The sequence below is a fragment of the Peteryoungia aggregata LMG 23059 genome, from assembly GCF_030814435.1.
Classification (GTDB): domain Bacteria; phylum Pseudomonadota; class Alphaproteobacteria; order Rhizobiales; family Rhizobiaceae; genus Allorhizobium; species Allorhizobium aggregatum.
The window spans coordinates 22,076-48,390 of the sequence record NZ_JAUSUW010000003.1; the positions used below are offsets into that span (position 1 = coordinate 22,076).

Sequence of the window (26,315 nt, forward strand, 5' to 3'; positions counted from 1 at the left end):
TTCCTCGTTTCTAAGCCCGGTCAGGCGACGCGGCGCTCCATCTGGCGGCGCGCCGGTGGCGCGGCGTCGGCACGGGTGCGGATCTGTGACAACTGCTCGACGAGGCCCGCAACCTCGGCACGCAGGCGGCGCGTCTCGTCCGAGGTACGATCGACCATGTCGCTGTTCTCATGGGTCAGCAGATCCATGCTGCGGGTCGCCTGATTGACCTCGTTCACGCCGATCGCCTGGTCCTTGGCGGCGGTGGCGATGTCGGAGACGAAGGTGTCGATGGCATCGATGCGGGCGATGATATCGTTCAGCGCCTCGCCGGTGCCGGTGACGAGGCCGACGCCTGCCTTGACCTGATCGGAGCTCTGCGAAATCAGTTGCTTGATTTCCTTGGCGGCATCGGCGCTGCGCTGGGCAAGCTGACGAACTTCCTGGGCAACGACGGCGAAACCCTTGCCGGCATCACCGGCACGCGCGGCCTCGACGCCGGCATTCAACGCCAGCAGATTGGTCTGGAAAGCGATCTCGTCGATGACGCCGATGATCTTGGAGATCTCGGTCGATGACTTCTCGATCGCGCCCATGGCGGAGACGGCCTGTGAGACGACGGTTCCGGAGCTCTTTGCCTGCTGCTGGGTATCGCGGACGGCCAGCGAAGCGCGCTCGGCATTGGCTGCCGTCTGGCTGACGCTGACGGAGAGCTGTTGCAAGGCGGTCGAGCTTTGCTGGACACCGCCGGCCTGGCGGGTGGTGCGGCTGGCAAGCTCGCTGGATGCGTGGGCGATCGCATCGGTGCCGTTCAGGATTTCTTCCGAGGCGCGGCGGATCGCGGCGAAGGAGGTATTCAGGCGGTCGACCGTGTCGTTGTAATGGCCGGCCATCTCCTTGAAATTCTCTGGCAGGTCGGTGGTCATGCGGGCTTCGAAATCACCCTGGGCAAGCGATTCCAGGCCACGCCGCAGATGCTCCATGGCAATCGCCTGGTCAGCCTCGAAACGGGCGCGCTCCTCTTCGAGCGCCTTGCGCCTTGACTCAAGCTCTTCGAGATAGACGGAGATCGAATAGTCCATATCGAGCATGGCGGCCTTCACGACCGCTCGAAGCTTCTCGCCGAGCGAAATCGCATGCTGCTTGCCGAAGGGGAAAGGCCAATGCTTGACGAGGACGCCAGAGAGAAGCTCGCCGACCAGCATCGAATAGCCGCCGATATACCAGCGCGGCTCGAGACCGATCCGGGCATGGGCCTTGCCGACGGCGGTGACGCCCTTGACGTAGTTCTCGTCGAAATTGCCACCGGCGACCTTATCCCAGTGGCCGATCTGGGCGTTCTTTGCGCCGTTCATATGGGCGCCGTCGCGGAAGTGGCCGGCGATCTTTCCGGTCTTCGTCACCTTGGCGTAGAACTTGTCGAGCGCGCCACCCAGCACCTCCCTGATCGAAGGACGCAACTCGGCAAGCGTGCTGCGCGTCTTCTGATCGATCTCAAGAAATTCGAGACGTTCGGACAGATCGGTCTGGGATTTTGTGGTCATGATGCGACGCCGACTCTTGGTTTGACTGTTATCAATCAGAACTGTCACGGTTTGCTGAACAGATTCTAAACGCACGGCGACAAATGGTGCCGCCGTGCGGTGATCCCGTCGGTTTAGCCCGCCATGCGGTAGGCTGCCTGGCTGGCGTTTTGCGACCAGCCGCCTGATGTCTTGAAGCCGTGCAGGGCATGGACCAGCCGACCGGCCTCCTCGCGGAGTGTCGCCGTCTGGGCCGAGCTCTCCTCGACCATGGCGGCGTTGCGCTGCGTGATCTGGTCCATGGACTGAACGGAGGTGTTGACCTCGCGCAGGCCGCCCGACTGGTCGGCCGCAGCCGAGGCAATCTTGCTGACGATCTCGTTGATCTCGCCGATGCGGACGATGATCTTGCCGAGGGCATCGCCGGCATTGTTGACGAGGCCGACACCTGCCTCGACCTGGGTCGAACTCTGGGAAATCAGATTCTTGATCTCACGGGCGGCATTGGCGCAGCGCTGGGCGAGTTCACGGACTTCCTGGGCTACGACGGCAAAGCCGCGACCGGCCTCGCCGGCACGGGCCGCCTCGACCCCGGCGTTGAGAGCGAGAAGATTGGTCTGGAAGGCAATCTCGTCGATGACGCCGATGATCTTGGAGATCTCCTCGGAGGATTTCTCGATGGCACCCATGGCATCAACGGCCCGTGACACGACCTCTTCCGAGACGCGGGCCTCGGTCAGGGCGACGCCCACGACTTGGGATGCCTCCTTGGCGCCGTCGGCAGTCAGCGTGACGTTCTGGGTGAGCTCATGCAGGGCTGCCGTGCTCTCTTCGAGACCAGCGGCCTGCTGCTCGGTGCGCTGGGCGAGATCATCGGTGGCATCTGAGATGGCAGCCGTCGACTTGAAGATCTCGTCGGCGGAATGGCGCACGATGACGATGGTCGAACGCAGGGCTTCGACGGAGGCGTTGTAATCGGTTGCCATCTGGGCAAAGTTTGCCGGAAGATCGGTCGGCAGGCGGGAATCGAGATCACCGGCTGACAGTTTGGCGAGTGCGCCGCGCAGGGCGGCCAGTGCGGTCGCCTGCTCGGCCTCGGCCTGCAGCCGTGCATCCTCTGCAGCCTGACGCTGCTCAGCCAGAATCTGGAGGTAGACCGAGATGGAATAGTCCATGTCGAGCAGGGCGGCCTTGACCACCACCGAGATTTCCTCGGCGAGCTGTTCCGATTTCTGGCGGCCGAAGCGGCTCGGCCAGCGCTCGCGCGTGACCGCGTGCACAAGCTGTTCCAGAACCAGCGCATAGCCGCCGATATACCACCGAGGCTCAAGACCGATGCGGGCATGGGCCTTGCCGACCTTGGTGACGCCCTCGACATAGCTGTCGGTGAAGTCAGCGGTGCCAACGATGCCCCAATGGTCTTCCTGGCGCTTCTTGGCGCTCTTCATGTGATCATCGTTGCGGAAGAAGGCTGCCGTTTCCGGCACCTTGCGCACCTTTTCGTAGAAGATATCAAGCGCGCCGCCGATATTCTTGCGGATCAACGGACCAAGCCGGCGCAACGTTTCTCGTCCACGGTCGTCAAGCCCCAGAAAACGGAGGCGGTTCTTCAGATCTGAGTTCTCGTTTTGCGACACCATGTCCGGCATATCACTTTCCTGGCTCCAAACATCAGCGATCACTGATGGACGAATCTCAGGGAATTCTAAAATGGTAAAGGTTCGGTTGCCTCTTCGGAGCGTTTTTTAGCTTTTTCAGAGAAGGACCGAACGCCATGAACGGAAAACATCCATGTTTCCGCGCTTCTCTTGATTATCGTCATATACTAAAGGCGCGAAATAAAGTTGGTCGCGCAACCTCAGGGCATGGATTTGAGCGCGACCGTTCACTCTTTGATCTGTTGTCAATGTCCGAATCAGCTATCATCAATCCATGACGAATCTCGACATTTCGGCGGTGACCATCGGCTCAGTCACCCTTTCACCCGCCTTCCTGCTGGGGCTTGCGGCGGTGGTTCTGCTGCTCCCGATCCTCACCGTCGTGATCGTGGCGCTGAGGGCGGCGCGGGCGCGCGCCGAGATGCGGGAAGACGCTCTGCGGCGCGACGAAGCGGCGGAAGCAAGGCTCGCGGAACTCCTCAAGGCTCAGGCCGAGATGCAGGGACGGCTTGCGACCATGGCCGAAGTGTTCGGCAGCCGGCAGGCGGAGCTCAACCAGTCGATCAGCCAGCGGCTCGACGGCATGACGCACCGGCTCGGCGTGACGATTACCGAGCAGACCAAGTCGACGCATGACAACCTGCGCACGCTGCAGGAGCGGCTGGCCGTGATCGATGCGGCGCAGAACAATATCCAGTCGCTGGCGAAGGATGTGGTGGGCCTGCAGGCAATCCTTTCCAACAAGCAGACTCGTGGTGCCTTCGGGCAGTCGCGGATGGAGACGATCGTCGCCGACGGGCTGCCAATGGGCGCCTATGCTTTCCAGACGACGCTGTCGAACGGGTCGCGTCCCGACTGTACCATCCGGATGCCGAATAACTCGCCGCCACTCGTGGTCGATGCAAAGTTCCCGCTGGAGGCCTGGAACACAATCCGCGACACCGACAATTCGGACCACAAGAAGGCTGCGTCGCAACAGTTTCGCCGGGACATGGAGGTGCATATCCGTGACATCTCGGAGAAGTACCTGATCGCCGGTGAAACCCAGGACATGGCCTTCCTCTTCGTGCCGTCCGAGTCGATCTTCGCCGAGATCCACGAGAACTTCGAAGGCATCGTGCAGAAAGCGCACCGGCAGAAGGTAGTCATCGTCTCGCCCTCCCTGCTCATGCTATCGATCCAGGTGATCCAGGCGGTGCTGAAGGATCAGCGAATGCGCGAGCAGGCGCATCTGATCCAGGGCGAAGTGATCCGACTGATGGAGGACCTCGGCCGCCTCGACGACCGGACGCGCAAACTGCAGAGCCACTTTCTCGCGGCCCAGAAGGACGTCGAGCAGATCCTCACCTCCTCGGACAAGCTGGCCAAGCGCGGCGCCAAGATCGAGGCGATGGAGTTCGAGGCCCCCGGCGGACGCGTGGACAGCGAGGAGGTTCCCTCCCGGGCCGTGGAAAACCGGACAGGCCTGCTCAAGCTCAGAGTTGTTGACGAGGACTGAGCCCCTGGTCCAAAAGGACGGAGAACCCTAGGGAGGCCCCTCGCTCATGATCACCGTCTTCGGCTCCATCAACATGGATCTCGTCGCCACCACGCCCCGCCTTCCGAAACCGGGCGAAACCGTCCCGGGCACAGGCTTTGCCACAGCGGCCGGCGGCAAGGGGGCAAACCAGGCACTGGCCGCGCGGCGTGCCGGCGCGAGCGTCCGGATGGTGGGCGCGGTGGGTCGCGACGAATTCGCCGCCCCTGCCCTCGACCTGCTCGAGAAGGCCGGAACGGATCTTTCCGGCGTCGCGCGCATGGACGGACCGACGGGCACGGCGCTGATCCTGGTCGGTGGAGATGGCGAGAACATGATCGCGGTGGTCCCGGGTGCAAACGGCACGGTGAGCCCGGACCAGGCCCGGGCGGCGCTTGCCGAGACTGCGGTCAACAACATCCTGATGCTGCAGCTCGAAGTGCCCGTGGCGTCCGTGAAGGCTGCACTGGAGAGTGCCAGGAAGCATGGCGTGCGCACCGTGCTGAACACAGCGCCTCTGATCGAGGAGGCGGCAGCGCTGGCGCAGCTTGCCGATATCGTCATCGCCAACGAAACAGAATTCGTGCGTCTGGTCGGCCGCGACAGCCTGAGCGCCGAGCTCAGAGAAGACATGCTGCTCGATATGCACAGGAAGACCGGCCAGGTGCTGATCATCACACTCGGAGCGGACGGAGTGGTTGCTGCCGAAGGCGGCACCCTGCATCGTACCCAGGGGCTGAAGATCGAGCCGGTGGACACCGTGGGTGCAGGCGACACCTTCTGCGGCTACCTCGCCGCCAGCCTCGATGCCGGCCTGCCATTCGACAAAGCGCTGCGACGCGCGGCCGTCGCCGGTTCCCTCGCCTGCCTCAAGGCCGGGGCGCAACCGTCAATCCCCACCGCCTCCGAGGTCGACACTGCCCTTTGACCGGACACGGTGGCAAAAGGGCTTCATAGGCCATTAATCAATGCTCAATAAGCTCACCCTCAACAGGGTGTGCGATTGCGTGCCCGGCCGCGCCATGAGGGCGCGGAAGGTGTGCTCCTGCGTCCAGATCCTCACTTGCCGAGGCTCCCATGTTCGCCTTCTTTTCCCGATCGATTGCCGCAAAGCTTCTCGTGGTCACCGGTATCGCCATCGGTCTCGTGCTGTTTCTCTCGAACCTCGTCCTGATTTCCCAGACGCGTGACCGCGTTCATTCGCTGACGATGGAACAGGCAGATGCGGAAGCCAAATCGATCGCACGCGAAATCGCCGGCGACATCGGTGAACTGGCGAGTGCAGCGCGCACCATGTCCGGCGTGATCGGACGCGGCCATGAGGGCAAGTCGCTGGATCGCATGGGCATCACCAATGTGCTCAAGGCGAACCTGGAGCAGAACCCCTTTGCCTTCGGCAGCTGGATGGCGGAAGAGCCCCGCGCAATCGACGGCCAGAAGGACGACATCAAGGGCAAAACGGACCTTTCGGCCAATGACGATGGCGACTTCACGCCCTACTGGTCGAAGAACAAGGATGGCGCGATCCAGTTCTCCACCTTCCGTGCCGACTATCCGGCCGAATGGTACGCACTGGCCGCCAAGAGCGGCAAGGGGGCGATCACCGCACCCTACTTGGCCGAAGGAACCGACGTACCCACAACGATGAGCTCGATCGCCTATCCCGTCTTCTCCGGCGGCAAGATGATCGGCGTGACCGGGGTCGACATTTCGCTGTTGTCGCTGTCCGACAAGCTCAAGGCATTGAAGCCGTTCGAGACAGGACGCGTGCTTCTGGTCGCCCAGGGGGCGCAATGGCTCGTCGCTCCGACGGACGATCTGCTGATGAAACCCTATGAGGTGGAAGGCACCGAGGCTCTGAAGACCGCCCTGTCCAGCGGCACAGGAAGCGTCGTACCGGATCTCGCAAACGATGCCGGTGAAGGCTTCGACCGCCTCATCTACCCATTTGCCGTTCCCGGCGTGAACACCACCTGGGCCGTTATCATCGACATCCCGCATGCCGCGATCAACGCGCCGGTCGAGGCCCAGACCATGATGATGATCGTGGGCGGCGTGATCGTGCTCGGCGCCGTGATGATCGCGCTGTTCCTTGCCGTGCGCTCGCTGGCGCAGCGCCCGCTGCATGGCCTCGTGGGCGATGTCGAACGCATGACCAAGGGCGATTATGCAAGCGATGTTTCCAACCAGCATCGACATGACGAGATCGGCCTTGTGGCCAAGGCCCTGGACGGCTTCCGGCACAAGCTGGCCGATAGCCACACGGTGGCCGCGGAAGCGGACGCCCAGCGCAAGGCTGCCGAAGGCGAACGCCGCCGCAACGAAGAGGAACGCAACGCCTCGGCTTCGGTGCAACAGCATGTGGTCACCGCGCTTGGCAGCGGTCTGGCCCAGCTTTCGCATGGAAACCTGGCCTATCGCATCGCTGACGAGTTCCCGGGCGAATACGCTGCGCTGAAACGGGATTTCAACGATGCCGTGGCAAGCCTCGAACAGGCGATTGCCTCGGTAAACGGCAGCGTGGTCAACATCGCGGCCGGCACCAGCGAAATCTCGGAGAGTGCGGCAGATCTTTCCAAGCGCACCGAGCAGCAGGCAGCGAGCCTGGAGGAGACGGCTGCGGCTCTGAACGAGCTTACCGAGCAGGTCAATTCCAGCGCCGACAATGCAGGGACGGCCGCGAACACGGTCTCCGTCGCGGTCAAGGATGCGGAAAAATCCGGCGAAGTCGTGCAGAGGGCTGTCGCCTCCATGCATGGCATCGAACAGTCGTCGCAGGAAATCTCCCGCATCATCGGCGTGATCGACGAGATCGCCTTCCAGACGAACCTTCTCGCCCTTAATGCAGGGGTCGAGGCGGCGCGTGCCGGTGAAGCCGGCAAGGGCTTCGCGGTTGTCGCACAGGAAGTGCGCGAACTGGCGCAGCGCTCGGCCACGGCGGCGAAGGAAATCAAGGCACTGATCAATGCTTCGGCCGCGCAGGTCAAGGACGGGGTGGAACTCGTCGGCCAGGCCGGGCAGACGCTCGAAAAGATCTCCCAGCAGGTCATGCAGATCAACGGCCTGATCCGGCAGATCTCGGCTTCGGCCAGCGAGCAGGCTTCGGGCCTGAAGGAGGTCAATTCCGCCGTCAACCAGATGGACCAGGTGACACAGCAGAACGCGGCCATGGTGGAAGAGACCACTGCGGCGAGCATGGCGCTGCGCAACGAATCCGACACGCTGCGCGGTCTCGTGGCGAAGTTCCAGGTCGGCGGCGCCTCGGCTCCGGCTTCTGCCCTGCGGGCAACCGCCGAGACGATGCGCGGCGCGATATCCCGGCCGGCGCCGAGTGTGCGGGCACCAGCCCATGCGCCGACCCATGCGCCGGCTCCGCGGAAGGTGGCGGCAGCAGGCGGCAGTTCCGCCGCCGGCGGAGACAATTGGGAAGAATTCTGAGCAGACAGGCGCCAGACGCCTCTGAATTGGGGGGCGCTGCGATGCAGCGGCCCCCAATCTTTTTTGCCTAGAGGCGTGCCAAACGTTCGATCAACAGGTCGAAGAAGCCATCGGCATCGACATGACGCATGACGGTCGCGTTCGGCTGGCGGCCGGAGACGCGCCACCAGTCGACCACCGTCATGCCAACTGTCAGTTCCGACTGCAGCTCGATCTCGACGTTGCAATGGCGCCCACTGAAGAGCTCCGGCTTCAAGAGGTAGGCGACAACAGTAGGATCATGCAGCGGTCCGCCGTCGGAGCCATACTTCTCCTCGTCGAAGCGCTCGAAGAATTGCAGCCATTCCACCATGGCCCTGGCCGGCTTCGTGCCGATCTCCGCGATGCGGGCAACTCGGGCCTTGGTGGTCATCAGCTGGTGCGTGACGTCAAGCGGCATCATGGTGACAGGTATGCCCGAGGCAAAGACGGCGGCGGCGGCATGCGGATCGACGTAGATGTTGAACTCGGCAGCGGGCGTGATGTTGCCGCCTTCGAAGAAGCCGCCGCCCATCATCACCAATTCCTTGACGCGCGGGGCAATGTCCGGTGCCTTTTCGAGTGCAAGGCCGATATTGGTGAGCGGGCCGAGCGTGCAGAGCGTGACGGTGCCAGCCGGCTCGTTGCGCAGCGTCTCGATGATGAAGTCGACGGCATGCTGGCCCTCGACCGCCATTGTCGGTTCCGGGAGCACAGCCCCATCGAGACCGGTCTTGCCGTGGACGTGTTCGGCGGTGACGAGCGGACGCACCATCGGGCGATCGGCACCCTCGAAGACCCGACGGCCGGTTTCGCCACAGAGCTCGCAGACGACACGGGCATTGCGGCTGGTCAGCCGCAGCGGCACATTGCCGGCGACCGTGGTGATGCCGAGAAGCTCGACGTCGTCAGGGCTTGCGAAGGCGAGCATGAGGGCGGCGGCATCGTCCTGACCGGGGTCGGTGTCGATGATGATCTTGCGGGGTTCTGTCATGGGGCGATCCTACAGTCGAAAGGCGGAGGCTTGGAACGCGCCTCGGCTTTTGTCAAGCAAGAGAGTGCTTGTCGGTCGTGATGAGATTTCCCATATAGTTGCCGAGAGGACGGCTCTCCCGAGGGCCGGACAAGGGACCGAAATGACGCGCAACAGACTGCCCACGGAAGCCTTCATCATCACGTTTGACACCAGCGACGGTGGCGCCTTCCGGCGCCCGCGGGGCAGCGACGGCTATCCACCCTACGACATCGAGAGATTGCCCCCACAAAGGGGCGTGGAACGGCTGCGGGTGACACTCGCCGTCGCCGGTTTCGACGAAAGCGAGTTGGATGTCAGCGTCGAGGCCAACCAATTGGTGATCCGGGGCAAGCAGGCAGAACGGGAAGAGGCCGACTATCTGTTTCGCGGTATCGCCTCGCGGCAGTTCCAGCGCGTCTTCGCCATCGAAGACGGCATGGAGGTGACCGGGGCCTCGCTGCGCAACGGGTTGCTTTCCATCGAGATCATCCGCCACGATCCGGTGCATCTGGTAAGGAAAATTAACATCTCCACCGCAGAATGAACGTTGCGGCAATGTTCGGCCGCCTCTCCCTCATTCGCGGAGGATCGGAATGTTACTGAAAGAAGCCTCAGCCCGCCTGACGAAATCCGAACTGGCGCATCTTGGCGCCGGGGAAGTGGGCTATATCCGCAAGATGAAATCGGACGAAGTCTCGCGATGCTTTCCGGAAGCACCGGAAATCGATCCTACCCTTGATCTCTGGGCCCTGTTTGCCGCAGACGGTACGCCCATTCTGCTGACCGACAACCGGTCCAGCACCTTCTTCAAGGCAGCAGAAGACGATCTGAAGACAGTCTCGCTGCACTGAACGGTGCAGCGTATCCTTCGCATCGGCGAGCCGATGCGAATCAGCGCTTGCGGAAAGTCAGATAGGCCGAAGAGCGGCCTTCGCGCCGGGCCTTGGCCTCGTAGCGTGTTCCCGGCCAGCCTTCATAGGGCGTGAGCCAGTCGGCAGCATTGCGGGCCGTCCATTCGAACCCACCATGATCACGGCAGTGCTGCAGCGTCCAGTTGACATAGGTGTCGATGTCGGAGGCAAAGCAGAAGAGACCGCCCGGCTTTAGCACCTTGTGAAAGCGCTCGAGGTTCACCTGGGAAACGAAACGGCGCTTCCAGTGGCGCTTCTTCGGCCAGGGATCGGCGTAGAGGAGGTCGATCTGGTCAATCTGGCCTTCCGGCAGCCAGTCGAGCAGCTGGGTGGCGTCGTCGTCATAAACCCTGATGTTCTGCAGTCCCTCTGCCTCGACGACCGCGAGCAGCTTTGCCATGGAATTGACGAAGGGCTCGACGCCGATGAAGCCCGTCGAGGGATTGGTGCGGGCGCGGTGAACGAGATGCTCACCGCCCCCGAAGCCGATTTCGAGGCGAATCTTGTCGACGGGCACGGGGAAGAGCGATTTCAGGTCTGCAGGGGTGGTCGAGGCCAAGTCGACCTTCAACTCGGGCAGGATGGTTTCCATGCGCCCGACCTGCTGCTCGCGCAACGGTTTGCCCTTGCGTCGACCGAAGAAGGCTTCGGTCGACCTCGTCTTGCGTTCCGCGTCCGTCATTTCACCTTCAAGCCTTGAGCGCATCCTTGAGCGGCTTGACCAGATCGAGCTTCTCCCAGGAGAAGGAGCCGTCGCGGCCAGCCTTGCGGCCGAAATGGCCATAGGCCGAGGTCTTAGCATAGATCGGCTTGTTCAGGTCAAGATGGCGACGGATGCCCGATGGGGACAAATCCATCGTCTTGCGGATGGCAGCCTCGACCTGGTCTTCCGTGATCGTGCCGGTGCCATGCAGATCGACATAGATCGACAGCGGCTGGGCGATGCCGATCGCATAGGAGATCTGGATGGTGCAGCGTTCGGCAAGACCGGCGGCCACGACGTTCTTGGCGAGGTAGCGGGCAGCATAAGCGGCGGAGCGGTCGACCTTGGTCGTGTCCTTGCCGGAGAAGGCACCACCGCCATGGGGGGCGGCACCGCCATAGGTGTCGACGATGATCTTGCGGCCGGTAAGGCCTGCGTCGCCATCCGGGCCACCGATGACAAACTTGCCGGTCGGGTTGATGTACCAGTTGCAGTCGTCGGCGATATTCAGCTCACCCAGCGCTTCGCGGATGAAGGGCTCGACGACCTGACGGACCTTCTTCGAATCCCAGCTGTCATCAAGATGCTGGGTGGAGAGGACGATGGACGTCACTTCAGCAGGCTTGCCGTCGACATAACGGACAGTGACCTGGCTCTTGGCGTCTGGGCCGAGCTTGCCGACTTCGCCCTCACCCTTCTTGCGGGCGGCAGAGAGGAGCTGCAGGATCTTGTGCGAGTAGTAGATCGGCGCCGGCATCAGGTCCGGCGTTTCCTTGCAGGCATAACCGAACATGATGCCCTGGTCGCCGGCGCCCTCGCTGTTGGAACTGTCGGCGGCCTTGTCGACACCCTGGGCAATATGGGCAGACTGCGAGTGCAGCAGCACGTCGATCTTGGCGGTCTTCCAGTGGAAACCGTCCTGCTCATAGCCGATGTCGCGGATGGCCTTGCGCGCGGCGGCCTTGAATTTTGCGGGGTTGATGACCTCATTGCCATTCTTGTCGGTCTTCATCAGGCTGGGCGGAAGACGAACTTCACCGGCGATGACGACGCGATTGGTGGTGGCAAGGGTTTCACAGGCGATGCGCACGGTCCAGGGATCGACCCCGGTCTTGGCCGCTTCACGATAGACCAGATCGACGATCTCGTCGGAAATGCGGTCACAAACCTTGTCCGGGTGACCTTCGGATACGGATTCGCTGGTAAAGAGATAGTTCGCACGCATCGGGATTCCCCTCAAAGAATGAATGGAGGCATCGTTACTCAGTTCGAGATTCAATGACAAGCACACAACCACATAAATATATCTTTATGTGAGTAAACTTTTCCCACTGCAGGCATAAAAAAAGCGGCCCTGCGGCCGCTCTCTTGGTCAGGACTGCGATCCGGTCACTCGGCGTCCGCTTCGGCGGCAAGTGCCTTGACGAGATCGACGATCTTGCGGCGCACCTTGGGATCACCGATCTTGACGAAGGCGCGGTTCAGCTGCAGGCCCTCGGACGAGGACAGGAAGTCGACAACGTAGTTGGAGCTGGAAGCTTCCGCCATACCGCTGGCGTTGGACGCGTTTTCGCCCGGGGCGTCTTCGAAGAAGAAGGACACCGGAACGGTCAGAATATTCGAGATATTCTGCAGCCGGCTGGCGCCAACGCGGTTGGTGCCCTTTTCGTATTTCTGGATCTGCTGGAATGTGATTCCGAGGCTCTCACCAAGCTTCTCCTGGCTCATGCCAAGCATCGTACGACGAAGGCGAATCCGGCTACCGACATGGATGTCAATGGGGTTCGGCTTCTTCTTGTTCTCGATCATTAATGTCGTCCTGACAAATTGTTGGCGTTCCGACCATAACCCCATGCCCGCCCAACCATAACGATACGTTGTACTCGCCGTAGATGATCTTCCAGCATACTTGCAGATTACCGGTCGCGGCCACTATGCAATTTTAGGGGTTTTTGGTCAATTCTTCCGCCTAATAAAACCCAGACTAGAAACCGCTGCCAGGAAAGTCAGAGTTCCCAGCACCAACCAAAAGTTTAAATCACGATTGAAACCGTTCCATATTGGCACAGTTTCAACACCAACAGTTGCATCCAGGGCCCCAACGGTGTTCAAAGACAGGCCATCAATAATCTGCCCGAAGGGATTAATGGCGGCCGAAATGCCGTTGTTGGCGGCCCGGATCAGCGGAACACCGGTCTCCACGGCCCGCAACCGGGCCTGCAGGAAGTGCTGGTAGGGGCCGGGCGTCGCTCCGAACCAGGCGTCGTTCGTGACGTTCAGGAGCAGGTTTGCCCCACCAAGATCAGTGGGAATTTCTGCCGGGAAGATCGCCTCGTAGCAAATCAGGGGATAGAAGCCGATGCCCGAGGGTAGCTTCAGCGCCGTTCTGCTCGCTGCGGCAGTGAAGCCTCCCGGCAGACTGATCAGCTCCTCGATGCCGAACCGACGCAGTAAAGTTTCGAAAGGGACATATTCGCCGAAGGGTGTGAGGTGAACCTTGTCGCTGGCGCCAAGGATCTGGCCCTTGTCGTCGATCATGTAGACCGAGTTGTAGTAGAGCGGCGGCTGACCCGCGCCACGCTCCTCGGCCCTGACGGCGCCGGTCAGGAGGATTTGGCCATCTTGCAGGACATCGCCGATGCGCACGAGCGCATCGGGGTTCTCCGTCAGAATGAAGGGGACCGAGGTCTCCGGCCAGACGATCACGTCAGGCCTCGGCCTGCCCTCTTCGGTCGGCGCCGCCGTCAAGGCGAGATGCTTTTCAAAAATGCCGATGCGATCGGTGTTTTCCAGCTTCTGCGACTGGTCGATCGAGGGCTGTACAAGCCGGAAGGTAACGGTCTTCCCGCCCTCGGGCGGCGGGTCGAGATAGAGACGCCAGGCCCCATAGCCGAAATGCGCCGAGAGCAGCAGGCCTGACAGCAGGAGACCCGGCAGGGCACCCTTCCGGGTTCCGAGCAGGGCAGGAGAGGCAAAGACAAAGACGGCAAGCGCCGAGATCGCCAGAATGCCAAGCACATGGCTTGACTGCATCATCAGCGGGATGGGCATGGCGGCATAACCAATGGCATTCCAGGGAAAGCCGGTGGCCACGATGCTGCGGAGCCATTCGGCAAAACCGAAGCCCGCGGCAAGGGCCGCTACACGGCCCATGCCATCCGACCAGAGAAGGCGGGAAAGCGCGGTTGCGAACCCATAAAAGAGGGCGAGGACGGCGGGCAGGCCGAGCACGGCGAGCGGCAGAGCCCAGGCGAACTCCTCGGCTTCCAGCAACAGGGCATTGCCCAGCCACCACAGGCCGCAGACGAAATAGCCAAAGCCGAACCACCAACCGATCCAGAAGGAGGACGACAAGCCGGCTCTGCCCGTCTCGGCATTTCCCGTGGCGCCGTCGAGCAGCCAGACGAGCAAGGTGAAGGAGACGAACATCGCCGCGAATATGCCGAAGGGCGGCAGGGCCAAGGCCCCGATCGCTCCTGCGAGAACAGCGAGGCCGGCACGCCTCACGCCCCACAGCAGCAGGATCCTCGCTGCCAATGCCTGCATAACCACCCCTCAGAATCGCGAATCAACAGCCGGCAGTCTCCCAAAAAACAGGGGCTGTGTCGCGTTTTTACCGGGGATGACAGGAACCGTTCAGGCCGTGGTCTGTTCCGCCGTGTCGGGCTGCTCTCGGGCGGCGTCGTTTGCCGGTTCGGCCACCGCTGCAGGTGCAGATTTTGCCTGACGTGGCTTCGCCGGTGACTTCGAGCGGCTCTTCGCGGGCGCGCTCGCACTCTCCGAAGCCGTCTTGACCTTGGTCTCGACCTCGGGATCGCTTCTGACCTCGGGCTCTCCCTTGACCGTCGAGCGGCGGCGAGCGGCTGCACGCTTTCGCGTGACGCGGACGCGCTTGATGCGGCGGGGGTCGGCGTCGAGGATGTGGAACTCGAAGCCGGACAGGGCCTGTACGACTTCGCCACGGGCAGGAATGCGGCCGAGCGCAGAGAAGATCAGGCCACCCAGCGTATCGACGTCCTCGAGACGATCCTTGATATCGAAATCAGGGCCAATCGCCTCGGCGATCTCCTCAAGCTCGACGCGCGCGTCGGCGACGATCACGTCGTCTGAGACGCGGCTGAACATGACTTCTTCATCGTCGTGCTCATCATCGATGTCACCGATGACCATCTCGACGATGTCTTCGTGGCTCACCAGACCGTCGGTGCCGCCATACTCATCGATGACCAGAGCCATCTGCGTACGGGCGGCCTGCATGCGGGTCATCAGGTCAGAGGCCAGCATCGAAGGGGGGACGAAGAGGATGGAGCGGATGATACCGGCTTCGGCGACCGTCTTGCTGAGGTCGATGCGGGCGAGATCGAAGTCCATCTTGGGCTTTGCTGGCGACTTTTCGACCTTTTCCGTCTTCTCGGCACCATTCGGGGCCACAGCGGGCTTGGCAACCCGCTTGCGGCTGCGGGCCTGCTTGGTGACATAGGACAGGAGGTCGCGGATGTGGACCATGCCGCGCGGGTCATCCAGCGTCTCGGCGTATACCGGCATACGCGAGCGGCCGGAGACATCGAAGATGGTCATGAGTTCACCTATGGTGACGCTCTGATCGACCGCCTCGATATCGACGCGCGGGACCATGATGTCCTCGACGCGCACTTCCCGGAAGCGCAGGATGTTGTGAAGCATCGCCCGCTCTTCGGGCGTGAAGGCCTCGCCCAAGCTCGCATCGGCTTTCAGCGCGACGGTTAAGTCCTCGCGCAGGCTGGTGGAGGAGGAAGGCTTCAGGATACGGCCCAGGCGGGCCCAGAAGGAGGGTTGTTGTCGGGCCGAGCTTTCCGCTCGGGAAGGACTACTGCCCTCTTCGGAAGACGCTCCCTCGTTACCCTCTTTGGCCTCGGGGGCCGTTCTCGTCGCAAAATCGGTCATTGTTCCAAACTATCAGATCGGGTCGTGTCCCGCATAGGGGTCAGATAGGCCAAGTTCCGCCAGAATGCGAGTCTCCAGCGATTCCATTTTCTCTGCATCGTCAATTTCGATGTGATCGTAGCCGAAGAGATGCAGGAATCCGTGGACCATCAAATGGGTCAGATGGTCCTCGAAACTCTTGTCGAGTTCGACTGCCTCGCGCTCGACTGTCTCTCGCGCGATGATGATGTCGCCAAGCATCGGACCGGGCATCTTGCCCGGTGTCATCGGGAAGGCGGGGAAGGACAGCACGTTGGTCGGCTTGTCCTTGTTGCGCCATTCGGCATTGATCTCGCGGATCATGTCGTCATCACCGAAGACGAGCGAGACCTCTGTCGGCTGCTTCGGGAAGGGCTGGCCTTCCTTCGCCGCCATATAGGTTTCGGCCACGCCGAGAACGCGAAGGGCCAAAGCCTCCAGCGCGGTCTCGTCTGCCCAACCGTCTGCCTCGACGGCGATCTGTATGTCCAACTGGCTCATCGTTTGATCGCAGATCGGGCTCAGTGCTCGCTCTGCTCGCTCTCGTCCTGTACCTTGTACTTGGCGTCATAGGCCTGCACGATGCGTCCGACAAGCGGGTGGCGCACCACATCCGTATCCTTGAAGCGCACGACCGACACGCCCTCCACGCCCTTCAGTACCTGCAAGGCCTCGACGAGGCCCGAGGTTACGCCGCGCGGCAGGTCGACCTGGCTTGGGTCACCGGTGATGATCATGCGGCCGTTTTCGCCAAGACGGGTCAGGAACATCTTCATCTGCATGGATGTGGTGTTCTGTGCCTCGTCTAGGATTATGGCAGCATTGGCGAGCGTGCGACCGCGCATGAAGGCGAGCGGTGCGATTTCGATGACGCCGGCCGTGATCGCGCGTTCGACCTTGTCGCCGGGGATCATGTCGTAGAGCGCGTCATAGAGCGGGCGGAGATACGGATCGACCTTTTCCTTCATGTCGCCGGGCAGGAAGCCCAGGCGCTCACCGGCTTCCACGGCTGGACGGGACAGGATGATCTTGTCGACGATGCCGCGTTCCAGAAGCTGGGCCGCATGGGCAACCGCGAGATAGGTCTTGCCGGTGCCGGCGGGCCCGACGCCGAAGACCAGCTCGGAACGCTCCAGAGCGCGCATATAGGCGTCCTGGGTCGGGGTGCGGGCGGCGATCGTCTTCTTGCGGGTGGAGATCTGCGCCATGGAGAGCTTGGCCTTGCGTTCCAGCGTCGGCAGCGTGAGCTGGTCGTCGGCGGCCACTGCCATGCGGATTGCGCCCTCGACATCGGAGGCTTCGACCGAGCCGCCGCTCTGGAGACGGGCATAGAGGAAATCGAGCGCACGGCGGGCCTGGTTGGTCGCCTGGAGTTCGCCTGTGATGGCAACGGAATTGCCGCGGGCATGGGCCTCGATCTGGAGTCGCTGCTCAAGCAGTTTCAGATGCTGGTCGAATTGTCCGAAGAGCTCGCTCGCAAGCCTGTTGTTCTCGAACGTCAAGATGAAGTGATTGGCGTCGGTCGCAGGGTTGCGGACATTGCGCGAGGGTGAAGAAACCACTTCTGTTGCGTTCAAGCGATCAGGCTCCTGTTGCGATCAGGTTCAGGCCCTCACTCTAACCCTCTGCCACCTCGGCAAACAAGCTGTTTGGGCCGGCTGCGGTGATTCGTACCTGTATAATGTCACCGATTTGCGATGACATTGCATCAACATTCACAGACTGCAGCCAAGGCGAGCGTCCAATCAGCTGTCCCGGCATGCGGCCCGGCTTCTCCAGGAGCAGATCCATGGTCTTGCCGACCATCGACTGCATGAAGGCCTGCTGCTGCTCGAGCAACAGCGCCTGGAGCCGCGCCAGGCGTTCTGTCTTCACATCCTCGGCCACGTGATCGGGCAGATCGGCACCGGGTGTTCCGGGACGTGTCGAATACTTAAACGAATAAGCCTGCGCGTAGTTCACTTCGCGCACGAGGGCCATCGTGTCTTCGAAATCCTGATCGGTCTCGCCGGGGAAACCGACGATGAAATCGCCCGAAAGGGCGATATCGGGACGGACGGAGCGGATGCGCTCGATAAGGGCGACATATTCGGACGCCTTGTGGCGGCGGTTCATCGCCTTCAGGATCCGGTCGGAGCCAGCCTGCACCGGCAGATGCAGATAGGGCATCAGCATACGCAGGTCGCGATGGGCTTCGATCAGGCGATCGTCCATGTCGCGCGGGTGGCTGGTGGTGTAGCGCAAGCGGGCAAGGCCCGGGATTTCAGCCAGCTTGTAGAGGAGGTCGCCAAGGCCGATCGCCCTGCCCTTCTCGTCTTCGCCATGCCAGGCATTGACGTTCTGGCCGAGCAAGGTCAGCTCGCGTACGCCTGAAACAACCAGGCGACGGGCTTCCGTCAGAAGCTGGGAGAGCGGGCGGGAGACTTCCGAGCCACGGGTATAGGGCACTACGCAGAAGGTGCAGAACTTGTCGCAGCCTTCCTGAACCGTGAGGAAAGCGGTGACCGAGCGCGGCTTGCCGATGACCTTTGTCGGATCCGGCAGGTGCTCGAACTTGTCTTCAAGCGCATATTCGGTATCGACCACGCGCTCTCCGGCGCGGGCCTTGTGCAGGGCCTGCGGCAGGCGGTGATAGGTCTGCGGGCCGATGACCACGTCGACGGCAGGCTCGCGGCGGGAGATTTCCTCGCCTTCAGCCTGGGCCACACAGCCGGCAACGCCGATCATGAATTCCTTGCCTTCCGCCGCACGCACCTTCTTGTGCTCGCGCAGGCGGCCCAGCGCTGAATAGACCTTTTCGGCAGCCTTTTCGCGGATATGGCAGGTGTTGAGCAGGACGAGATCGGCCTCTTCCATGACCTCGGTCGGGGCATAACCATCTGCCGCCAGGGCATCAGCCATGCGTCCGCTGTCATAGACGTTCATCTGGCAGCCATAGGTCTTGATGAAGACCTTGCGCGTGTTGGCGCCCGGCGCCGGGGTATCGGTGAGGCTCGCGGTTTCCTGGGTCATGGCGCGCTATTTAGTGGTTTTCGGCCCGTGATTAAACTGAAAAATTGCCGGAGGCTTCTAGCGACCATGTCGGCCGCGAAGATGGGCGAGCAGCATGGCGCGCAACTGTTCCTCTGTGCGGATGGCGAGCGTCTTGCGGCTGTCGCCCTTTTTGAACTCCACCGTCTCGCCAAAGGTGACATCGACATCGAGCGCGCCGGCGCGCAACACGCCGATCAGGTGCTCCATGAGGCCCGTATCGCCTGGCCAGCCGGCGATCGGACGATAGTAGCGGCCCATCGGCATGCCCTGGACACGGGTATAGGCGATGGCGACGGGCTGGACGTGGACGACACCATCCTCATCGTTCGGCAAAGCAGCGGCAGCGGCGCCGAAGAGCGAAGACTTGATGCCGAGAATTCGATTGCCGTCTGATGTCGTGCCTTCCGGGAAGAGCACGACGATTTCGCCATCCGCCATGCGAGCGGCGATCTCGTTGACCTGCTCGCCGGTGCGCCGCTTTTCTTCGCGCACCACGAAGATCGTCTTCTGCAGCCTGGCCAGGAAACCGAAGACCGGCCAGGAGGCGACTTCGGTCTTGGCGATGAAGGCGACGTCGGCCAGCGAGCCGAGGACGAGGATGTCCTTCCACGAGGCGTGGTTGGCGGCGATCATCAGCGGACGGCGCGTTTCAAGCGTGCCGTGGACATGCACGCGAACGCCGAGGAACCGGAGCGCCAAGCGATGCCAGTAGCGCGGCAGGCGGCGGCGGAGTGGCCAATCGAAACGCAGTGCGAGAAGCTGAACGGGGATCATCAGGCCGGAGACGACCAGCAGCACCAGGAGGAAAAAGCCAACCCTCAGCCAGTTGATCACGCGGGCCTCACAGGCGTGGCGGGCATTGGCTCACTTCTCGTCTTTCGACAGCGGGATGCCATAGAGCTCGAGGCGATGGCCGACGAGTCGGAAGCCGTGTTCGCGGGCAATGCGCTCCTGGAGCGCTTCGATTTCCGGCGAATGGAATTCGACCACGGTGCCGGTCTTCAGGTCGATCAGGTGATCGTGGTGCTCTTCCGGGACGGTCTCGTAGCGCGAGCGTCCATCGCGGAAATCGTGGCGCTCGATGATGCCGGCATCTTCGAACAGCTTGACGGTGCGGTAGACGGTCGAGATCGAAATCTTGGCGTCGATCTTGGAGGAACGACGATAGAGTTCTTCCACATCGGGGTGATCGTCGGAGTCATCCAGGATGCGGGCAATGACGCGGCGCTGCTCGGTCATGCGCATGCCCCGTTCGGCGCAGAGCGTTTCCAGCGATTTCAGGGCGTCATTCATAGGCTCAGCATATCCGCAGATGGTCGGTTCGTCCAACGGACCGGTTAGCGAAGATCGCGACGCATGACAAGCGCGGAGGACCGGCGACCATTTTCATCGGTGTAATAGGCCGGACGCTCGCCGGCCTTCTCGAAGCCGAGCTTGCGGTAAAGGCCAAGGGCTGCGTGGTTGCCATCATCGACTTCGAGGAACATGGATTCGCCACCCCTGCCCTTTGCCTCGCGCAGGGCCGCCTGCATGAGCCGCCAGCCGAGACCGAAGCGGGCGACCTTCTCACCGACGGCAATCGTCAGGATCTCAGCCTCGCCGGCCACTTCTCGGGAGAGGACAAAGCCGGCCAGAGGTGCCTTGAAGATCAGCGTGTTGGTCTGCCAGGCGGCAAAGCCGAAGCTGTTGGGCTGGAGCAGCAGGCTGAGGAACTCACCATCGCCCCAGGCGCGCGGGAAGCGCTGGCCATGCAGTTCGGCGACTGCACGGCAATGGTCCGAGGTCATGGGGACGATTTCGAATTCGGGCTGGCGGTAGAACAGGCTGTCGCGCATGTCAGGCTCTCGATACGGCAAACCCGGTCTGCGGTTTCGCATCCGGTCCGCGCAGATAAAGCGGCTTCGGCTTGCCCTGAGCTTTCGCCGTTGCTGAAATGCGGGCGACGATCTCGATGGGATAGTGATCGGGACCGGTTTCGGCATTCCGGTCTGCGGCGAGCGAGGAGGCGGAGCCGACGAGGACGGTCCCGGCAACAGCGGCGCGGGCGAGGTAATCGTCGAGTTCGAGCAGCAGCGGCTCACCAACGGGAACGCCGGCCTCGAAGCCCTGGGCATAGACTTCGTCGCGATGGGCGTTGATGGCGGCGAGAACAGGTTTATCAGTTCCGGATGTGGTCTGTGCCAGCACTTCCAGTGTCGAGACGCCGACGCATTCCACGCCGAGCGCAAGAGCCAAGCCACGTGCTGCGGCGACGCCGACGCGGATGCCGGTGAAAGAGCCGGGGCCGACGGTTACGCCGATGCGGCCGATATCGGTGAGCGAGAGGTTGGCCTCGACCAGCGCCTCGTCAATCATCGCCATCAGGCGCTCGGCATGGCCGCGGCCGATGGTTTCGCTGACGCGGCCGAGCAGCTTGCCACTGCCGGAATCAAAAACGGCGGCTGCGCAGTCCACACCCGCCGTGTCGATCGCAAGAACGATCATGTCGTCTCCAGTCCGGTCCAATCAGACCGCTTCGACTTCCTGCACTTCCGGAACGAAGTGGCTGAGCAGGTTCTGCACGCCGTGCTTCAGGGTTGCCGTCGAAGACGGGCAGCCGGCACAGGAGCCCTTCATGTTCAAGAACACCTTGCCGTCCTTGAAGCCGCGGAAGGTAATGTCGCCGCCATCCTGGGCAACGGCCGGGCGGACGCGGGTTTCGAGCAGTTCCTTGATGGTGGCAACGATGGTTTCGTCGCCGGCATCGAAGAATTCTTCGTCACCATCGACCTGCGCCGAGGTGGAGGCCGAGCCCATAACCGGGGCGCCGCTCATGAAATGCTCCATGATCGTACCGAGGATAGCAGGCTTCAGGTGCTGCCATTCCGGGCCATCCTTGGAGACGGTGACGAAATCGTAGCCGAAGAAGACGCCGGTGACGCCGGGGATGGCGAAGATGCGCGCGGCGAGCGGCGAAGCGCTGGCGCTTGCTTCGTCGCGGAATTCGGCGGTGCCGGTTTCCATGACCACCTTGCCGGGGAGGAATTTCAGGGTCGCCGGGTTCGGCGTGGCTTCGGTCTGGATGAACATATTGGCCTCCGGGCGGCGAAGACGCCGCTAAAGATTAGAATGTTTCAAAAATAGACCCTGTGGGTCGCATCTTCAAGACGCGATCGACAGGATGTTGAAATTAGCAGAGCGCGTCGATTTCCTCATTGGTCAGCGTGTCCGGCAGGACTGTGACCGGGATCGGGAAGGCGGCACCCCGTCCGGCGATCATCGAGACCAGCGGGCCCGGGCCTTCCTTTGTAGAGCCGGCGGCGAGAACCAGGATCGCGATGTCGCGGTCTTCCTCGATCAGGCCATTGATCTCGGCAAAGGAACCGCCTTCGCGGATGACGATCTCCGGCTCGATGCCGATCGTATCGCGGACGGTCTGCGCGGCCTTGGCCATGATGGCTTCCGCCTCTTCGCGGGCCTCGGCCCGCATGATCTCCTCGACGCCCAGCCATTGCTGGAAGTCACCATCGGGGATCACGTAGATCAGCACCAGTCCGCCATTGGAATTCTTGGCGCGGCGGCCGGCATAATGAACCGCGCGCGAGCATTCCGGGGTGTTGTCGATCACCGCCATGAACTTGCGGCGGTGACCTTCAAGACGTGACAGACGCGCTGAAACCATGGAGAACCCCGCCGCTGAAAATGGAGCCTGATGTCATGGACAGGCCCGCTGAAGGCCTGCCCACGGGATGACCTTATCGCACGAAGCCGATGATGTCGCGGACTTCGTTCATGGTCTTTTCGGCACGCGTGCGGGCACGCTCACCGCCGTCGCGAAGGACGGCATCGATGTGGCCGGGATCTTCCATGAGACGGCGCATCTCGGCATTGATCGGGGCCAGAACCTCAACCGCGAGATCGATCAGCGCCGGCTTGAAGACCGAGAACTGCTGGCCGCCGAATTCGGAAAGCACATCCGCCTTCGACTTGTCGGCGAGTGCGGCGAAGATGCCGACGAGGTTGTCGGCTTCCGGGCGCCCCTTGAGGCCATCGACTTCGCTCGGCAATGCATCCGGATCGGTCTTGGCCTTGCGGATCTTCTTCGAGATCGCGTCCTGGTCGTCCATCAGGTTGATGCGCGAGAGATCGGAGGGATCCGACTTCGACATCTTCTTGGTACCGTCCTTGAGGCTCATGACGCGCGGGGCCGGACCATCGATCAACGGTTCGACCATCGGGAAATAGGCATGCACGGGCTCTTCACCGACCTTGATGTCGATGCCGAGGCCCGTCGGGCGGATCTTCTCGTTGAAGTCCATGTTGAACTTCATCGCGATGTCGCGGGCGAGTTCCAGGTGCTGCTTCTGGTCTTCGCCAACCGGCACATGGGTCGCACGGTAGACGAGGATGTCGGCGGCCATCAGGCTCGGATAGGCGTAGAGACCGAGCGAGGCCTGTTCGCGGTCCTTGCCGGCCTTGTCCTTGAACTGCGTCATGCGGTTCATCCAGCCGATACGGGCGACGCAGTTGAAGATCCAGGCGAGTTCCGCATGCTGCGGGACCTGCGACTGGTTGAAGACGATGTGCTTCTTGGGGTCGATGCCGGCGGCGAGGAAGGCGGCGGTGATCGAGCGGATCTGGGTCGCCATGTCCTCGTGGACCAGCTGGGCCGTCAGTGCATGCAGGTCGACGACGCAGTAGATGCAGTCGTTGTTCTCCTGCAGCGCGACGAATTTTCTGATCGCACCGAGATAATTGCCGAGATGGAGGTTGCCGGTGGGCTGAACGCCGGAGAATACCAGCGGCTTGAACTCAGTCATGGTTGTCCTCAACAGGCTGGTGGAGGGCCCGATCTTTTGATCGTGTCGGTCACGGCTTATGCACGGCGGGCGGGGTGCAATCAAGCGCTCACTTCGACGGACGCGAGCGTTCAACTGCGCGCCGGCTCGATCAGGTCCCAGAGATTGCCGTAGAGGTCCTCGAAGACGGCGACTGTTCCATAGGGCTCGTGGCGCGGTGCCTCGCGGAAGAGGACGCCTGCGCTCGAAAAGCGGGCATGGTCGCGGGAGAAATCGTCGGTTCGCAGGAAGAAGCCGACACGGCCTCCGGTCTGATTGCCGATGGCCGCGCGCTGGGCCGCATCATTTGCCTCGGCGAGCAGGAGCGATGCACCGTCGCCGCCCCTCGGACGAACCACCAGCCAGCGCTTGCCATCAGGCATTGCCGTGTCTTCCACGCAGTCGAAGCCGAGGGTGTCGCAATAGAAGGTCTTGGCACGATCATAACTGTCGACAACCAGGCTGACGAGAAAGAGGCTGTTTCGGCTCATGAAATCGCACTTTCGGTTCGATGTGTGACTAAGAGGCTTTCGATGTCACGCATAAGGAAATTTCCTCCCAGAATCGAGGGGTTTAGGGAATGAATTCGCGAGGTGCGGGAACGCACAATTCACGGCCGGACGAGCCGCTGAAGACCAAAAGTGAGCAAAGCGCACCAAAATCGCCACATTCTCCGGAATAAAAACCCGCCGCAAGCGATCTGGATCGCTCATAAGAACAATCCCATTCCAGAAGGTCACTCATGCGCACTTTGTTTCGCGTCGCGCTCGGCTGCGTTCTTTCGATCTGTCTTCTCTCTCCCGTGGAGGCCGTCGAAAAGAAGAAGCAACACTTTTTCATGAAGCACGACACCGCTGTCGCCTACACGCTGCAGCGCGTCAGCGTCAAAGCCACTTGCTTCCCTGATGAGCTGAAGGGCATCCTCGCCCATATTGCAAAGAAGACCGGCAAGAAGCCGATCGTCACGTCCGGTCATCGTCCGCGCTCCGGCCGTTCGCAGCATAGCCACTGTTATGCGGCCGATATCCGGGTTCCCGGCGTTTCCGAAAAGACGATCGTTGCCGCAGCGGCCAGTGCCCCGGGCATTGGCGGCATCGGTCGCTATTGCAACGGCATCGTGCATGTCGATATCGGGCCGAAGCGCCGCTGGACCTATTGCTGATCACCTTCGCCGCCTGACGCGGCCTGGTCTTCCGTCGATTTTGCCTTCCGCTTGAGGTTGCGGCGGATCATGCCGATATCGGCGCCACCGATCAAAAAGGCGATGGCGAAATAGACCGGCATGGCAATGGCAATCAGGCCACCGAGTGCGAGCAGTTGATCGAACAGCGGACTCTGCGGTGAGAGCCAGGCGGCCCAGCGTTGCGACAGGTAAACGAGCAGGCCTGCCATGATGGCGGATGCGATGATCAGGCGCAGCGTTCGGGTTATCAGTGCGCGCTCGACAGCGAGATGGCCGCGCCAGAGCAGAACCGAAAACAACAGGATGGCATTGATCCAGCCGGCCGAGGCTTCGGCAATGGCAATGCCGCTTTCCTCGAAAATCGGAAAAAGCGTGATGGCAAGGCCAGTGTTGAGCGCCACCGAAACCATGGTGAAGCGCATCGGTGTCTTGGTGTCCTCGCGGGCGTAATAACCCGGCTGCAGGGCCTTGATCAGCACGAAGCCGGGCAGGCCAATGCCATAAATGGCGAGGATAGAGGCGACGACGGCGGTATTCTGCTCGGAAAAGGCACCGCGCTCGTAGAGCACGCGGATGACTTCGTCAGAGAGGACCCAGATGGCGGCAGCGGCCGGCAGCGTCAGGAAGAGGACAAACTCGATCGAACGATTCTGGAGGGTGCCAGCCTCCTTCATGTGCCCGCCCTTGAGCGCGCGCGCCAGCTCCGGCAGGAGCACGACGGCCACGGCGATACCGACGACGCCGAGCGGCAGCTGGTAGATGCGATCAGCATATTGCAGGGCCGAGATCGCGCCTTCCTTGGTGGAGGCGATCGCCTGACCGATCAGCTGATTGATCTGGGTGATACCACCGGTCACGGCAGCAGGCACGGCCAGCACCAGCAGGCGCTTGACGTTCGGGGTGAAGCGCGGACGTTTGAAGCCGATGCGGATGCCGGCATGGCGGACGCCGAGATAGACGACGGCCATCTGCAACAGACCGGCACCGAGTACGGACCATGAGAGCGCCCAGGCCGTGGCGGCGGGATCGGCACCGGTCCACAGCGCCCAGCCGAGCGCGCCGATCATCAGCACATTGAGGAAAACCGGGGCGATGGCGGCTGCGAAGAAGTGATGCAGCGAGTTCAGCATGCCGCTCAGCATGGCAGTCAGCGACATGCACATCAGATAGGGGAACATGACGATTGCAAGCCGCACCGTCAGGTCGAACTTTTCCGGATCGTCGGCAAAGCCCGGCGCAATGATCCATTCAACGAGCAACGGCATTGCAAGCTGCATGCCGATGGTGAGGATCATCAGCACCGAGAAGAGAACGCCGAAGACTTCCTCCGAAAAACGCTTGGCGCCGTCGAGCCCGTTCGCCTCGATCTCCTTGGCGAAGAGCGGCACGAAGGCCGCGTTGAAGGCGCCCTCGGCAAAGAGGCGGCGGAAGAGATTGGGGAAGCGGAAGGCGGCATAGAAGACGTCGGCGACGGGGCCAGTGCCCAGCGCCGCCGCCATCAGGGTTTCCCGAGCGAAGCCGAAGATGCGGCTACCGAGCGTGGCGCCGCCGACGGTCATGAATTTCTTGACGAGGCTCAT

Annotated in this window: 26 protein-coding genes; 6 read left to right on the forward strand and 20 right to left on the reverse strand. The window is 62.0% G+C overall.

The genetic code is table 11. The features are described 5' to 3' along the window. Positions 1-20 precede the first annotated feature (20 nt). A complete protein-coding gene (locus tag J2045_RS05270; protein ID WP_307370171.1) occupies positions 21-1,523 on the reverse strand; it encodes a globin-coupled sensor protein in 1,503 nt (500 codons plus the stop codon). A 113-nt stretch (positions 1,524-1,636) separates the two neighbouring features. Next, positions 1,637-3,142, reverse strand: a complete 1,506-nt coding sequence (locus J2045_RS05275; protein ID WP_370873023.1) for a methyl-accepting chemotaxis protein — start codon at positions 3,140-3,142, stop codon at positions 1,637-1,639. Between the two features lie 292 nt (positions 3,143-3,434). Here J2045_RS05275 and J2045_RS05280 point away from each other — a divergent pair, with 292 nt between their 5' ends. The 3 genes from J2045_RS05280 (at position 3,435) to J2045_RS05290 (ending at position 8,114) form a co-directional block, all read left to right on the forward strand. Then, positions 3,435-4,658: a DNA recombination protein RmuC gene (locus J2045_RS05280; RefSeq protein ID WP_307370177.1), complete on the forward strand. Its 1,224-nt coding sequence runs from the start codon at positions 3,435-3,437 to the stop codon at positions 4,656-4,658. 46 nt (positions 4,659-4,704) lie between these two features. Further along, positions 4,705-5,604, forward strand: a complete 900-nt coding sequence (locus J2045_RS05285; protein WP_307370180.1) for a ribokinase — start codon at positions 4,705-4,707, stop codon at positions 5,602-5,604. 149 nt (positions 5,605-5,753) lie between these two features. After that, positions 5,754-8,114 carry a methyl-accepting chemotaxis protein gene (locus J2045_RS05290; protein ID WP_307370182.1) on the forward strand — a complete coding sequence of 787 codons (2,361 nt, stop codon included), beginning with the start codon at positions 5,754-5,756 and terminating at the stop codon, positions 8,112-8,114. A 67-nt stretch (positions 8,115-8,181) separates the two neighbouring features. Here the strand turns inward: J2045_RS05290 and J2045_RS05295 are convergent, their stop codons facing one another. Continuing rightward, positions 8,182-9,126, reverse strand: coding sequence for a nucleoside hydrolase (locus J2045_RS05295; RefSeq protein WP_307370184.1), 945 nt, complete (start codon positions 9,124-9,126; stop codon positions 8,182-8,184). Between the two features lie 142 nt (positions 9,127-9,268). Between J2045_RS05295 and J2045_RS05300 the strand changes: the two genes are divergently transcribed. Together J2045_RS05300 and J2045_RS05305 are read left to right on the forward strand one after the other, a co-directional pair. Beyond that, positions 9,269-9,691, forward strand: a complete 423-nt coding sequence (locus J2045_RS05300; protein ID WP_307370187.1) for an Hsp20 family protein — start codon at positions 9,269-9,271, stop codon at positions 9,689-9,691. Between the two features lie 49 nt (positions 9,692-9,740). Beyond that, positions 9,741-9,998: a BQ00720 family protein gene (locus J2045_RS05305; RefSeq protein ID WP_166602517.1), complete on the forward strand. Its 258-nt coding sequence runs from the start codon at positions 9,741-9,743 to the stop codon at positions 9,996-9,998. A 40-nt stretch (positions 9,999-10,038) separates the two neighbouring features. Here the strand turns inward: J2045_RS05305 and trmB are convergent, their stop codons facing one another. The 16 genes from trmB to J2045_RS05385 all read right to left on the reverse strand — a co-directional run bounded on the left by trmB (position 10,039) and on the right by J2045_RS05385 (position 24,043). After that, the gene (gene trmB / locus J2045_RS05310; RefSeq protein WP_307370190.1) at positions 10,039-10,740 is read right to left on the reverse strand and encodes a tRNA (guanosine(46)-N7)-methyltransferase TrmB; all 702 of its coding nucleotides are present in this window, start codon (positions 10,738-10,740) and stop codon (positions 10,039-10,041) included. A 7-nt stretch (positions 10,741-10,747) separates the two neighbouring features. After that, positions 10,748-11,986 (reverse strand): methionine adenosyltransferase, encoded by a 1,239-nt coding sequence (gene metK / locus J2045_RS05315; protein ID WP_307370192.1) that lies wholly within the window; start codon positions 11,984-11,986, stop codon positions 10,748-10,750. A 164-nt stretch (positions 11,987-12,150) separates the two neighbouring features. Further along, positions 12,151-12,570 (reverse strand): helix-turn-helix domain-containing protein, encoded by a 420-nt coding sequence (locus J2045_RS05320; protein WP_166602514.1) that lies wholly within the window; start codon positions 12,568-12,570, stop codon positions 12,151-12,153. A gap of 147 nt (positions 12,571-12,717) precedes the next feature. Continuing rightward, positions 12,718-14,307: an apolipoprotein N-acyltransferase gene (gene lnt / locus J2045_RS05325; RefSeq protein WP_307370195.1), complete on the reverse strand. Its 1,590-nt coding sequence runs from the start codon at positions 14,305-14,307 to the stop codon at positions 12,718-12,720. A gap of 90 nt (positions 14,308-14,397) precedes the next feature. Then, positions 14,398-15,684, reverse strand: a complete 1,287-nt coding sequence (locus J2045_RS05330) for a hemolysin family protein (protein WP_307370198.1) — start codon at positions 15,682-15,684, stop codon at positions 14,398-14,400. A 12-nt stretch (positions 15,685-15,696) separates the two neighbouring features. Further along, entirely contained in the window at positions 15,697-16,203 is a 507-nt protein-coding gene (gene ybeY, locus J2045_RS05335; RefSeq protein WP_307370200.1) for an rRNA maturation RNase YbeY, read from the reverse strand. Positions 16,204-16,223: 20 nt separating this feature from the next. Next, positions 16,224-17,279: a PhoH family protein gene (locus J2045_RS05340; RefSeq protein WP_307370203.1), complete on the reverse strand. Its 1,056-nt coding sequence runs from the start codon at positions 17,277-17,279 to the stop codon at positions 16,224-16,226. Positions 17,280-17,319: 40 nt separating this feature from the next. Further along, positions 17,320-18,714, reverse strand: a complete 1,395-nt coding sequence (miaB, locus tag J2045_RS05345) for a tRNA (N6-isopentenyl adenosine(37)-C2)-methylthiotransferase MiaB (protein WP_307370206.1) — start codon at positions 18,712-18,714, stop codon at positions 17,320-17,322. 57 nt (positions 18,715-18,771) lie between these two features. Further along, positions 18,772-19,569, reverse strand: a complete 798-nt coding sequence (gene olsA, locus J2045_RS05350; protein ID WP_370872994.1) for a lyso-ornithine lipid O-acyltransferase — start codon at positions 19,567-19,569, stop codon at positions 18,772-18,774. Positions 19,570-19,599: 30 nt separating this feature from the next. Then, positions 19,600-20,028 (reverse strand): Fur family transcriptional regulator, encoded by a 429-nt coding sequence (locus J2045_RS05355; RefSeq protein ID WP_307370209.1) that lies wholly within the window; start codon positions 20,026-20,028, stop codon positions 19,600-19,602. Between the two features lie 44 nt (positions 20,029-20,072). After that, positions 20,073-20,570: a GNAT family N-acetyltransferase gene (locus J2045_RS05360; protein WP_307370210.1), complete on the reverse strand. Its 498-nt coding sequence runs from the start codon at positions 20,568-20,570 to the stop codon at positions 20,073-20,075. 1 nt (position 20,571) lies between these two features. Continuing rightward, positions 20,572-21,219 (reverse strand): tRNA (adenosine(37)-N6)-threonylcarbamoyltransferase complex dimerization subunit type 1 TsaB, encoded by a 648-nt coding sequence (tsaB, locus tag J2045_RS05365; RefSeq protein WP_307370212.1) that lies wholly within the window; start codon positions 21,217-21,219, stop codon positions 20,572-20,574. A gap of 21 nt (positions 21,220-21,240) precedes the next feature. Next, positions 21,241-21,804: a NifU family protein gene (locus J2045_RS05370; RefSeq protein ID WP_307370214.1), complete on the reverse strand. Its 564-nt coding sequence runs from the start codon at positions 21,802-21,804 to the stop codon at positions 21,241-21,243. Between the two features lie 100 nt (positions 21,805-21,904). After that, positions 21,905-22,396: a universal stress protein gene (locus J2045_RS05375; protein ID WP_166602505.1), complete on the reverse strand. Its 492-nt coding sequence runs from the start codon at positions 22,394-22,396 to the stop codon at positions 21,905-21,907. Positions 22,397-22,469: 73 nt separating this feature from the next. Next, positions 22,470-23,534, reverse strand: a complete 1,065-nt coding sequence (gene trpS / locus J2045_RS05380) for a tryptophan--tRNA ligase (RefSeq protein ID WP_166602504.1) — start codon at positions 23,532-23,534, stop codon at positions 22,470-22,472. A 110-nt stretch (positions 23,535-23,644) separates the two neighbouring features. Beyond that, a complete protein-coding gene (locus J2045_RS05385) occupies positions 23,645-24,043 on the reverse strand; it encodes a VOC family protein (protein WP_307370217.1) in 399 nt (132 codons plus the stop codon). 251 nt (positions 24,044-24,294) lie between these two features. Here J2045_RS05385 and J2045_RS05390 point away from each other — a divergent pair, with 251 nt between their 5' ends. Further along, on the forward strand, positions 24,295-24,714 hold the full coding sequence (locus J2045_RS05390) for a YcbK family protein (RefSeq protein ID WP_166602502.1): 420 nt from the start codon (positions 24,295-24,297) through the stop codon (positions 24,712-24,714). Here J2045_RS05390 and murJ read toward each other — a convergent pair. Next, positions 24,705-26,315 carry a murein biosynthesis integral membrane protein MurJ gene (murJ, locus tag J2045_RS05395; protein ID WP_307370219.1) on the reverse strand — a complete coding sequence of 537 codons (1,611 nt, stop codon included), beginning with the start codon at positions 26,313-26,315 and terminating at the stop codon, positions 24,705-24,707. The two genes, J2045_RS05390 and murJ, sit on opposite strands and share 10 nt — an antisense overlap.